This window comes from Colwellia sp. KU-HH00111 (genome assembly GCF_040362745.1).
Lineage (GTDB): Bacteria > Pseudomonadota > Gammaproteobacteria > Enterobacterales > Alteromonadaceae > Colwellia.
This window is the reverse complement of record NZ_BAABWO010000001.1, coordinates 307,994-320,488: the sequence shown is the minus strand read 5'-3', so window position 1 is coordinate 320,488 and position 12,495 is coordinate 307,994. Positions and strand designations below refer to the sequence as shown.

General features: G+C 39.1%; 8 protein-coding genes. 3 read left to right on the top strand and 5 right to left on the bottom strand.

Going from position 1 to position 12,495, the window contains the following annotated elements; all coding sequences use genetic code 11:
* Window positions 1–113 precede the first annotated feature (113 nt).
* The 4 genes from ABXG98_RS01275 to ABXG98_RS01260 form a co-directional block, all read right to left on the bottom strand.
* Window positions 114–530 (bottom strand): hypothetical protein, encoded by a 417-nt coding sequence (locus ABXG98_RS01275; protein WP_353536868.1) that lies wholly within the window; start codon window positions 528–530, stop codon window positions 114–116.
* A 13-nt stretch (window positions 531–543) separates the two neighbouring features.
* Window positions 544–2,958 (bottom strand): reprolysin-like metallopeptidase, encoded by a 2,415-nt coding sequence (locus ABXG98_RS01270; RefSeq protein WP_353536867.1) that lies wholly within the window; start codon window positions 2,956–2,958, stop codon window positions 544–546.
* Window positions 2,959–3,067: 109 nt separating this feature from the next.
* A complete protein-coding gene (locus tag ABXG98_RS01265) occupies window positions 3,068–6,304 on the bottom strand; it encodes an efflux RND transporter permease subunit (protein WP_353536866.1) in 3,237 nt (1,078 codons plus the stop codon).
* 2 nt (window positions 6,305–6,306) lie between these two features.
* Window positions 6,307–7,530: an efflux RND transporter periplasmic adaptor subunit gene (locus ABXG98_RS01260; protein WP_353536865.1), complete on the bottom strand. Its 1,224-nt coding sequence runs from the start codon at window positions 7,528–7,530 to the stop codon at window positions 6,307–6,309.
* A gap of 399 nt (window positions 7,531–7,929) precedes the next feature.
* On the opposite strand from ABXG98_RS01260, the gene ABXG98_RS01255 reads away from it, so the two are divergent.
* From ABXG98_RS01255 to ABXG98_RS01245, 3 genes are all read left to right on the top strand, one after another.
* Window positions 7,930–8,397 carry a tellurite resistance TerB family protein gene (locus ABXG98_RS01255; protein ID WP_353536864.1) on the top strand — a complete coding sequence of 156 codons (468 nt, stop codon included), beginning with the start codon at window positions 7,930–7,932 and terminating at the stop codon, window positions 8,395–8,397.
* A gap of 74 nt (window positions 8,398–8,471) precedes the next feature.
* Window positions 8,472–9,338, top strand: coding sequence for a CvfB family protein (locus ABXG98_RS01250; protein WP_353536863.1), 867 nt, complete (start codon window positions 8,472–8,474; stop codon window positions 9,336–9,338).
* Window positions 9,339–9,741: 403 nt separating this feature from the next.
* Window positions 9,742–12,156: a TonB-dependent receptor gene (locus ABXG98_RS01245; RefSeq protein WP_353536862.1), complete on the top strand. Its 2,415-nt coding sequence runs from the start codon at window positions 9,742–9,744 to the stop codon at window positions 12,154–12,156.
* Window positions 12,157–12,230: 74 nt separating this feature from the next.
* Here the strand turns inward: ABXG98_RS01245 and ABXG98_RS01240 are convergent, their stop codons facing one another.
* Window positions 12,231–12,383, bottom strand: coding sequence for a hypothetical protein (locus tag ABXG98_RS01240; RefSeq protein ID WP_353536861.1), 153 nt, complete (start codon window positions 12,381–12,383; stop codon window positions 12,231–12,233).
* Window positions 12,384–12,495: the final 112 nt, after the last annotated feature.

Here is a 12,495-nt window from a genome sequence, read left to right as displayed (position 1 = left end):
AGAGTGGTAGCTAAGTAAAACCCTTTATATAATTAGGCTCAATACTTACGCTTTTTTACATAAGATTAAGTCTTAAATTCGCCATTAGCTCTGCAATGGCGAATTTATCAAAACTAATGACTTTGTAACGCTTTTTGACAAATAACCACCATTTTCTCATTATATTGACGCATAAATTCAATTTGCTTTTTTCGCTCAAGCCTTTGCTGTGGTGACTTAATTACATCTCCCACCGCTGAATTATAGTTTTTTCCACACAGCTCAAGTACGGCTTGATAGTCAGCTGATTGCACACCAGGTACGCTAATACTGCGCCCTGAAGTCACCAACAGCCGGTAATCTTTATTTTGTTTGGCAGCAAATAATGCTTGCTTTAACTTGGTAACATCTACTGCGTTAATTTTATCTACAGGTAACTCTTTTACTTGTTCGTCAATGGGCACCGCCTGTTCTGAAGCCGCATTAGTGCTGCAACCAACCGTAGATAAGATCATCAATGATGTGCAAAATATTAAGGTGATAAATTTCATCTTGAGCTGTTCCTTAGTAATCTTTTCTTGGCAATAAAAGTGACGGGGTTATGTGTTTTGTTGCCGCTGTTAACTGTAATACACGCCACGGTAATATTAAACCAATAAACAATAGCCAAAATACACTACCTGACGAGCTTGACTCAGGCTTCGTTGGCTCTGGCGTTGGTCCTGGTACTGGCTCAGGTTCAGGTTTTTCTTCGACTGTGATATTAACGCCATAAATCGCACTGCTAATTCCAGCTTTGCTAGCAACAAGATTAACGACTAAGTTACCCGTAAAATCACTGTCTGGGGTGATACTAGTATCAACAAAAGTGTAGTTATCACCGCTTTCAATGGTGAGTGTTGATGGTGTTTCACAGGCAAAATTAAATTGCGAGCTGGTGAGATTAATACTCTCCCCCTGCGTAACTGTAAGGGCTTGCTGATTGGTAATAGCAAGGTCTTCAGCACTCAACGCTTTATCAATACTAAATCTACCCTCATTAATAGCAAAGAAAATATTATTATTACACGCCAGTTTTATCCGCGCTTGACTGGTATTAATATCACTCGCACAAAAAGTACTTAAGCTAGTAGTATAGCTCCCATTATTAGCTACGTTTTCCGCTAGAGTGATATCAAAATTCTCACCATTATCTCTCGATAATAACACATCGACTGAAGTGCAATTAATAGGTTGAGTATTAGTGGCTGCCACTTGCCAGTTTATGCTCTGGCTATTAGTGCTCCACACATCATCAAGTGTTGGCGCTGACATTGCAAACGCTTGCCCAGTGTCAACAACCGTTAGTGTAACGTCATCAAAATTAACTCCGCCATCATAATCAAACACCATTAAACGAAAGTTCAATTCACGATCTGTGGTCGGTAATGATTCACCTATGCTAATGGTATTATTTAATACATCAGATAGTTTTGGCAAATAACGTTCTGTTTGGCTAGTAGGCAAAAATGCACGAAACAGTGGCCGGCTCCCATCGTCCACCTGTTCTACTAACGATGAGCTTGGAGTCCCTAAATCAAATTGTTGCCAACTATAACTCAAACTTTCACTGTCTGTGTCACTGGCACTGCCTGATAATACAAAGGGCGTATGGGCAGGAATAGTATAATCAATGCCAGCATCAACTGTAGGTAAATTATTGAACACACCAGTTACTGTGCCGCAGGTACTGCCCGTACCTGTTTGAGTAAAGGCTTTGATTTGATCGATAGAGATAGCATGAAAAAAGTCGTCAGAATGAGATTGTAAATTTTGATCACCACAAATTCCAGCATAAGCCATGATGGTTGAACCACTACCTACTTCATAAGCCGCATTATTTACTCTGTGACCAGAGCAAGATTGTGCAGTACCATTAAAGGTATGTTCCGCATTAAATTGATGACCTATTTCGTGCGCAACATAGTCAATATAAAAGGCATCGTTAATAGGATTAGCACTCCCTGTCAGACCATCACCTTTAGAAAAAGGATCACAAACTGCGCCAAGCACAGCTAAGCCCCCACCATCGGTATTAACTACATGACCAATGTCATAATTTGTGCTGCCAACAACGCTATTAATAACGCCAGTATTAAGTTCGCCGTCATCACCATCATTATTAAATGGGTCGGTATTAGCATCGGTATAAACTAATAAGTCATTATTTGATACTAACTCTAGCTTAATCGCCAAATCGCGTTGATACACGCCATTTAAACGATTCACTAAGGTAATAATTTCTGCCATAGTGCTATCGACAGTACCCCCATGAAATTGTGTATATTCACCGGTGGCAGATATTGCAAGTCGATAGGTTTTCATCGCACTCTCTGTTGATTTACTTGCGGTTTTATTAGCACTAGCAAACAAGCTTGGTGTTTGTTTGACTATTGTTTTTGGTTGGTGATAATGATGCTTTTGACGAGCTTTTATCGGCCGATCATAACTAAAATAACTGTTATATTCATTAGTGGAGGTAATATAAGCGCGGCCTGCCTGTGCTAATCTATGGCTGTTTTCTGTCGCAATATTTTCACTTTTAGGCTCAAGGAACACCCTTTGCCCGTTGTAGTAAAACATGCCGTGAAAACCGTTTGGCGTTATATCGAAACGCCCGGTACTATTGGTTTGATTAAGCGCTACACCGCTAAATGTTCTGATGCTAGGGTATTTTAGCGCTAATTCTTCTGCCATCACACGGTCTGGAGTTAATTTAAAATGGACCATTTCTCCAGTAGGCAGAGGCAAGGCCATGACAAATGCAGGTTTATCACTGAGTAACAGCGATCGTAAACCATCTATCTCAACAGCTACCTTTCCTTTATTGCCTATAGATTGCAGTAAATTTTGATGCACAATTTCAGGGGTTTGAGAAAGCACAACTGAAGAAACAGATAACAATAACCCACTAAAAAACAACTTCGCCAATCTATTCATATTCACATCTTTATTAAATAATCAATGACCTAAGGTTAGCCCTTATACTATAAAAAAACCACTGCTAATGCAGTGGTTTTACAGTTTCAATGACTCCCCTCATAGGCTTCTAGTTAGCAGGTAACTCTGGTGCTTTAAGGGTTGAAGCTTTGGATGAAGTTTTTTTCTTTTTACGGCTAAAAACGCCACGCAAGTCTTCGATGATCATATATAAACTTGGGATAAATACCAAGGTCACTATGGTTGCAAACAATACACCAAACGATAGTGACACCGCCATAGGTATCACAATTTGTGCCTGTGCACTGGTTTCAAAAAAGATAATAGGTACTAAGCCAATGAAGGTGGTGATAGAGGTTAACATAATTGCTCTAAAACGCTTAGTTCCCGCATGTATAACAGCATCTTTTAAACGTTCACCACGTTTTCTTGCACGGTTAACATAATCAACCATTACCAAGGAGTCATTTACTACCACCCCAGATGCGGCGAGTATGCCCATCACAGATAAAGCACTTAAGTCCATGCCTAAAATAAAGTGACCGAATACCGCCCCAATGATACCAAAAGGAATAACCACCATGATCATCACAGCTTGTGAATATGATTTTAGAGGTATAGCAAGCAATGAAAAAATTACCATTAATGAAATCACAAAGTCTCGTAATTGGCTATCTGCACTGTCCATTTCTTCTTGAATACGCCCTGAAACTTCACTTTTAACTAACGGAAATTCCCTTAATAATTTAGGTATATAATTATCACGTATATCTTTTGCTACCTCAAATGGTTCAACTTGTTCGGCATCAACACTGCCCCAAACATTAATGGTACGGTTACTGTCTTCGCGGCGAATACGAGTAACACCATCAACTAATGTGATATCGGCTAACTCAGACAAAGGTAATTCAGCGCCATTAGGAGCCTGTATCATTACATCGTCAACATGACCAACACTGCTTCGTTGCTCAAGCGGATAGCGCACCATTACCTTAATCTCTTCGCTGTCTCGTAAAATACGTTGCGCTTCTAAACCATAAAAGCTGTAACTCACTTGTGAGGCAATTTCGGCTAATGACAAGCCTAAACTGTGTGCTAACGGTTTTAATGATAATTGCACTTCTTTGGCACTGGTTTGGCGAGAGTCATTAACATCTCCCACCCCTTTGAGCGTATTCAATTTTTCTTTTAGTGCTTTAGCAGCAGCCAATAATTGTGCATCATCGGTACTCTCTAACCTGAATGCAACATCACCATCATCTCGGCCACCGCCAAATAAATTATCATCAATCGCTAATGATTTAACCCCAGGATAATTTGGAATTGCATTGCGCCATAAATCAGCGAGTTCAAAGGTATTAATGGCGCGCTCTTTAGGAATAACCAATTTAACCATTACCTGACCTCTAGTGCGGCTTCGCAGGTCAACTTGCATATCAGAAATCATTGAGCTGCCATATTGTGCAACAATATCTTCATCAACCTTATAGAGAATATTTTCTATATTAAGCAAGGTTTCTAAGGTTGATTTTTCAGATGCATCTACATTCATTTCTACTGTAACACGCGGAAAATCATGAGGTATTTTAGGTTGTCCGATAAATCGAACAAAACCACCGCTATACAAACCTGCACTCAATAGCATTAAACTAATAAAAAACATTAATACCGCATAGCGATACTCTAAACACACAGCTAGAGCAGGTCGGTAAGTATTCTCGATATAGTTTTTCAGTTTAGTATCAACCCAACGACGAATTCTATCCAATGGGTTTTTCGGGTTGAATTCTTTAATTTTCATTTTGACCAAATGCGCAGGTAAAATAAGCTTTGACTCAATCAAAGAGAAAATCAAACAAAGTACAACCACTGAGCCTATGGCTTTACCAAAGGCTGATGAAGGGCCTTCGCCGAATAAAAAGGGCACAAACACTGCGATAGTAGTTAATACACCAAAGGTAGCAGGCATTGCCACACGTTTAACACCACGAATAACATTATCGGTACTGTGACCATGTGCTTCGATTTCATCATGGGCACTCTCGCCCATCACAATAGCATCATCAACGACAATACCCAGTACTAAAATAAAGGCAAATAAGCTAATAACATTGATAGTAACGTCAACAAACTCCATCGGCATGATAAGTAAGGTACCTAAGAAACAAACCGGTAAGCCCATCATCACCCAAAAAGCTAGGCGAACACGTAAAAACAGCGCCAACATTAGAAAAACCAATATAGCACCACTTTTCATGTTGTCGACCATCATGTTGAGACGACCTTCTAAGTAGTAAGTCATATCAACCCAAGTTTCTAACTTCACTCCGCTAGGCAATGTTTCTGCCTTTTGCGCAACATAATCTTTAACTTGCTCAGCAACATCAGTGATACTTTGATTATCCGCTGCACCAATAAAAATAGTTACCGAGTTTTTACCATTAAATTTGGAATATTGTAGCCCTTCTTCAAAGCCATCAATAATGGTTGCTACATCCCCTAATAACACCTTAGTACCGTCATTTAAGGTGATAACTGGGATTTGCTCAAATTCGTAGCCACGATAAGCTTGATTTTCTACCCTAAGGTTTATATAGCCATTTTCAGCGCGAATTTGCCCTGCTGACATATTGCGTGACGAGCTACGTACCGCGTTTGCAACGTCTCTAAAACTTAAGCCATATTCTCTAAGTTTATCTTTACTAACTTCTACCGATATTTCATAACCTAAGCCACTAAAGAAATCAGACACATTAACTTTAGATAACTGTTGAATTTCATGATGAAGCTTGCGCCCCAACTCTTTTAAATCTCCATTAGTTAAATCACCATACAGGCTTATGTACATTACCTCTTGACGAAATTTCTCTCGTTCGACCTTAATACGCTCCATGCCATCAGGGAAACTTGAAATCGAGTCAATAGCCGATTTAACTTCCTCAAGCACCACTTGGGGATCATAGTCTAATTCAACTTCAAACCAACCGTTTGAGTAACCTCGATTAGAATAGGTAATAACTCGTTTAAGACCTTGCACCGTTTTAAGCGCTTCTTCAATCTTAATAGTGATCCCTTCTTCAACCTCCTGCGGTGCAGCACCTGGGTATGGTGCAGCATAAGAAATCCAATTTATTTTTACCTGTGGAAACATCTGCTTATCAATAGTTTGCATGGTCAAATAACCACCCAATAAGATAAACACCATTAATAAATTAGCAGCGATGGCATTACGGGCAAACCACGCGATAATACCGGTATTGGTATCAATGGTTTTATCTACCTGTAATAAATCTGTCGCTTTGGTGTTGTTCTTTTCACCAGCCTTGTTGTCAGAAAGTGAACTCATGGTTACTCTCCTTTAGTCTCGGTGTTGGCTACTTGCGTGTCATCTTCACCATCAGAGCTTTTATCTGGTGTTTCTTGAGTTTCAGTTTTATCATCCGCTAAGGCTAATTTCATCCCATCTACTGGGTAGTCTAATGCTGAGACAATCATTTGATCACCATCGACTAAACCATTAGAGACAATGACATTACCATCTTGTTGGCGCACAATATCAATCTTGGCGTAGTGAAGTTTTGACTCATTATCTAAAATAGCTAAGCGATCATTAATGACTAAATAACGAGGCACTACACTGGCGTTGGCGATTTCCAAACCTAAAACTTCTGCCTGCACATAAGCGCCAAAGCGCAATGGCATAGTATTTTGTATGTTGTTACTTTTTAAATGATAAGGGTCTTGAATTTCTGCCACCAAATAGCTCATACGGCTTTTATCATCAATAACCCCTTCACTTCTGGCGATCTGCGCTTGCCATTGAATGTCTTTGCCAGCAAAGCTTCCGGTAAGATTAACTTTTGCTTGACGACCTTGATCGATTAAATACTGTAATTCATTATCGGCAATGGGTAACCTAACTTCTGCAACTGCAGTGCCCAATAGTTTACCAATTTCATTACCTATCCCAACAAAAGACCCTAAACCGATATTGCGTCTTTCAATCATCGCGTCATATGGAGCTCTGATTTCAGTACGTTGTAAATTACGTTTAGCACGTAAAACAGCAGCTTGCGCTGACTTTACCCGAGCTAGTTCTTGAGCAAGTTGGGGTTTACGTAAACTTAATTCAGTAGGTGAAGTGTCGGTAATATGTTTCCACTCACGTTCGGCAACCTTTCCTTGCGCCACTTCTTTTTCAAGAGAAGCACGAGCAGACGCCATATTCGCCTCGGCATCAATTAAAGCCGCATGATAATCGTTAGGGTCGATACGGGCTAAAAGCTGATCTTTTTTGACCAAACCACCACGTACAAAGGTATCACTGAGCTCAACAATTTCTCCAGTTACCTGAGCCACCATAGTAGTTTCATATTTAGGCTTAACCACACCATATGAGTTTACTTTCAGTGTCATTGGCGCTACTACAATGTTTTCAATAGCTACAATTGGGGTGTTGTCCACTTCAGGTTTTTCTGCCGGTGGTTTTTTCATGCTTGAAAAACCAATAAGTGAAACAATTCCAACGGCTAAAATGGCGATAGGTATTATAATTTGTTTTTTGCGAACCACTTTCTTATCCCTTTTAAATATCTAATTTTATTATCTAATGTCACTGTCTAATGATTTTTTCAACTGACCGGCTAAAAATAACCGCCTGCAATGTAGATCATAAAACATTATTAGCTGATGATATGTAGTAAATCATAACCAAAAAAAGGTTAAAACATACGACAAAGTTGTAACCGTCTATTACAAAATATGCGCCATATTACAAAAAAACATAAAGACGCCTTTAAAAAACTAATTTTACCAATATTAATCAGACAGTTACCACATTATTTTTTTTATCTGTTTTTTTCTGTTAATTGTCATACACTGAATACCAAAACCTTTTATTGGTTTATTTCACCAGTTTTTATAGTTTTTGAAATTATAATAAACAAATTCACCATTTTTTTGGAACATGCCATGCTCAATAAAATAACTACATTTTTTAATGATTTGCTTGCTGTAAACCAGAGTGATACACCATGCACTATTTCGGTTGAAATAGCCTGCGCGGTATTACTATGTGAAGTGATGCGCGCAGACAATATTTTTACGGAACAAGAGCAAGAAGAACTAAGTGCCATTTTAGTTAAACACTTTACGTTGTCGAGCATAGAAGTAGAAACCGTCCTAGAACAAGCCTTTGAATTAAGCGAGAACGCCAGCGACTTTTATCAATTTACCTCTAAACTTAACCAACAATTATCACTAGATCAGCGAATAGAAATTGTCAGCCTGTTATGGCAGGTTGCATACGCCGATGGCGAGTTGGCAAATATTGAAGAGCATATTATTCGTAAAATTGCTGATTTATTGCATTTAAGACATAACGAATACATAGCCACTAAAATTTCAGCACAACAGTTTTATGCAAGCGCAAGCGATTGAAAATAGATAGTGAAGCTTTGCATAATCGGTTAAACTAGCACCTGAATCAATCCCCCTGATAAAATGGCCTTTCAATGACAAATTCAAGCGAACAATCATCTCATCTTTCTCATGCTGAAATTGGTAAATACAATACCCTCAATGTGATTGCAGAAACCGATAACGGTGTCTATCTTGATGGCGGTGATTTAGGTGAAATTTTACTACCTAAACGCTTTGTCACTGCTGATTGTAAGGTGGGAATGAGTGTTCAGGTTTTTATTTACTCAGACTCTGCTGACAGACTAGTGGCCACCACAGAAACTCCTTTAGGCCAAGTGGGCGAGTTTGTTTCCTTAAAAGTTGTGCAAGTCAATAAAATGGGTGCTTTTTTAGACTGGGGCTTACCCAAAGATTTGCTGGTGCCTTACAACCAACAACATAGCACCATGGAAGTTGGCAAGTATTACCTCGTGCGAATATTTCTCGACCAACATACTGATCGTATTGCTGCTTCAAGCAAGTTAGATAAGTTTATTGATATTTGGCCGGCCGAATACCAACAAGGTGACAAAGTTAAATTAATTATTGGCGGCAAAACCGATCTCGGCTTCAAAGCGATAGTCAACGATTTGCACTGGGGATTATTATACGATAATGAAATTTTTCAACCACTGCGTATTGGCAAAAAAGTTGACGGTTATATTAAACAAGTTAGGGCTGATGGTCGCTTAGATCTACTATTAACTCGCGGCAGTAAAAATAAAGTGAATAGCTTTTCAGATACCTTAATTGCCCATTTAGAAAAAAACAATGGTTTCTTACCTTTGCACGATAAAAGCGCACCAGAGTTGATACAAAAACGCTTAGGTGTCAGTAAAAAAACCTTTAAAGCAACTGTTGGCAATTTATTGAAAAATGGCAAGTTGATCATTGAAAAAGATGGTATAAGATTAAAATAATTTGGTTATGCACGTCACTTAGGAAAAAGTATCACAGCCAATATTATCCTGAGTATAAACAAATCTAACCTACTGTGACTGCGCATTATGCTTGTGGTTATCAGTGAGCAAATGAGATTGAAGTAATCATGCTCGTTGTTTACAAGAAAACGTTTGTTAAAGGTCTGAGGTGATAAAGCTGACGTTAGTAACTCAGAGGTTAACTTCTGCTCTTGGCTATAATTGAGTATTAAGGTTGCTACCTAACATCAGATATTATTGATTAAAAAACAAACAAAACAATGAACTCTTACTTGTTTTAGGTTTTTAATTAATCCTCGATAAATCAGGAAAATTTGATTTTGCTCAACAAAGCGCAACTTAAGTGGAGCCTTGTCTATCATTTTTAAGTAAGTGCGACATTTTGTCACTTTTACCGGTTTTTAATTCTGCTAGAGTGACGCCACTTTCAATTACACTTCCCTTTATAATGCAACCACTTAATCAATATACACTGACAAGTACCCTATTACTTTTTGGTCTAGCTTTACCTGCTATGGCCACTAACACCGAAATCAGCACAGAATCTAATGCTGATATTACAGTCGCAGCAAATAACTCTGATGAGCATGAAACAGAAGTTATGCATGTTTGGGGCAAAAGCCTAAAAGCCAACGAACCGGGATATACTAGCCCAGAAAGTTTGTTGCTACCCTCAGATATGCAGGCTATTAATGCCGTTACCACCGAAGACCTCGTTAAATATGAACCTAGTTTAGTGATTCGACGCCGTTTCATTGGTGATGCTAACGGTACGATTGGTATCCGCAGCGCTAATATGTTTCAAACGGCTCGCTCTATGGTATTTGCCGATGGCGTTCCTCTGCATTATAACTTACAAACTCGTTGGTCAGGCGCTCCCCGTTGGACTATGGTTTCTGCCAGTGAAATAGCGCAGGTGAGTGTACTGTACGGCCCATTTTCAGCACAATACGGCGGAAACGCAATGGGCGGCGTAATCAACATTGAAACGGCGATCCCCCAAGAACGTGAGTTTAATGCTGATATCAGTACTTTTATACAACAAGCACAAGCCTACGATTTTAATGAAGATGTTAGTGGCTACAAGGGTTTTGTTTCCTTTGGTGATAAAGTTGATAACTTAAGTTACTACCTATCGTTTAACCATTTAGATAACGATGCGCAGCCGCAAAGCTATCGCAGTGCTAAAGCCTCAGGTACAACTGAAGCCAACACCGCTACTGGTGGCTCTTTAGGACCTGACGCGCGTAATCGTACTGTTTATTGGTATGGCGATACCGGGATTGTTAACAGCCAAACCGATAACTACAAAGTAAAACTAGGTTATGACGGAAATAACTGGCAAGCATTACTCAATGTAGCTTATGAAGACCGTAGCAGTGAAAATACCGGAGATAGCCATATTCGTGATATCAATGGTGATAAAATATGGAGTGCAAGTAACGAAGTCATCGATGGTTCGCTATTCTCATTTAATTCAGCACGTTTAAATGAAAGCCATTTACTTAGAGAAACTCTCTCTATTGGTTTACGAGTAAAAGCCGAGCTTAATGATAACGTAGCGCTTGAAGCCAATATCAACCAGTTTGATATTCTAAAAGATGAAACACGCTCCTCTGCACTGAACCCAAATGATCCCGCCTTTTTGGGAAATGGTAAAATAAAAGATTATGACAATTCTGGCTGGACCACCTCTGATTTGGTGATGACAGTATCAGATATTGCAATACCGAGATTAAACTTAATCACCGGAATACGTCACGAAAATTATGAACTTAACCTTAATGTGTTCAATACCGAGGATTACTTACGTGGCATCAAACAAAATTACAGCAGTAGTTTTGGCGGTAAAACTGCGCTAAATGCAGTGTTTGCACAGTTAAACTGGAGTGATAACCAGCAGTGGGATATGACATTAGGTTTGCGCTACGAGCAATTTGAAAGTAGTGATGGCTATTACAGCATAATAAACAGTGACACTAGTGCGCTTGAATTAGTCAATGCACCTAGCGTTGAATACAACAAAACATCGCCTAAATTAACGCTAGGTTACTACCCTAACGATAACTGGCTGATTCGCTACTCGGTAGCTAAAGCGTACCGTTTTCCTATTGTTGAAGAGCTATTTCGCCAATACCAAGCCTATAATAGTATTAATGAGTCTAACCCTAACTTAGCACCTGAAGATGGTTTTCATCAAAACTTAATGATTAACAGAGAATTACCTTCGGGCTATGTGCGTGTTAATTTATTTTATGACCAAATCAAAGATGCCATTGAATCACAAAGCACCACTATTGTTGGCGGAATAAACGACGGAACGAGTCTGAGTACGTTTGTGCCATTAGATAAGACGGAAACCAAGGGGGCTGAATTTATTTTAAATCAAACGGACCTATTAACCGATGGGCTAGATTTACGTTTTAATATGACCTATACCCACGCACGCATTGTCAAGAATGCGCCAAACCCAGAGTGGCAAGGCAATATCTACCCGCGTATGCCTAAATGGCGTGCAAATATACTGTCAACCTATGCATTGACCGAAGATTGGAATATCAGCTTCAATGCCCAGTATGCCAGCGACGTACATTCGAGACTACAAAATGACGATAACGTGGATAATGTTTATGGCGCAGCAGACAGTTACTTACTGTTTGGTATCAAAAGCCAATATATTATTAACGACAATTTAAAAGCAAGTATTGGTATTGACAATATCACCAATGAACTCGCTTACATTGCTCACCCATGGCCTCGTCGTACCGCTTATTTCAATATATCGTATCAGCTATAATAAACGAAAATGCCCAATTCATTACACTGAGTGAATTGGGCATTGATATTAAATCCTAGCGATTTCAGTGTTAATTAACGAAGTATATTAAACCAACCCATTAACATAGGTAAAAGCGGTAAGGCTACCAACGCAGCTATCGCTAATAAAATTTGGCCTGCGCCTGTACTATCTTTAAATTCTTCATTGTTCGGTGAGGTATTGTTTGATGAGATATTGTTCGACATGGTAAAAACTTCCAACTACATTTTCAAAATATGGCGCGCATTTTACTCCCAAATACATTGCTTGGATAGTTTTGTTTGATCTATATCAAGTATAAATATTCTGTATATCAAA

Excerpts from the sequence above, each read along its gene's own strand:
- ABXG98_RS01265 (WP_353536866.1), bottom strand. The coding sequence starts at position 6,304 with ATGAGTTCACTTTCTGACAACAAGGCTGGTGAAAAGAACAACACCAAA.
- ABXG98_RS01270 (WP_353536867.1), bottom strand. The coding sequence starts at position 2,958 with ATGAATAGATTGGCGAAGTTGTTTTTTAGTGGGTTATTGTTATCTGTT.
- ABXG98_RS01240 (WP_353536861.1), bottom strand. The coding sequence starts at position 12,383 with ATGTCGAACAATATCTCATCAAACAATACCTCACCGAACAATGAAGAA.
- ABXG98_RS01250 (WP_353536863.1), top strand. The coding sequence starts at position 8,472 with ATGACAAATTCAAGCGAACAATCATCTCATCTTTCTCATGCTGAAATT.
- ABXG98_RS01255 (WP_353536864.1), top strand. The coding sequence starts at position 7,930 with ATGCTCAATAAAATAACTACATTTTTTAATGATTTGCTTGCTGTAAAC.
- ABXG98_RS01275 (WP_353536868.1), bottom strand. The coding sequence starts at position 530 with ATGAAATTTATCACCTTAATATTTTGCACATCATTGATGATCTTATCT.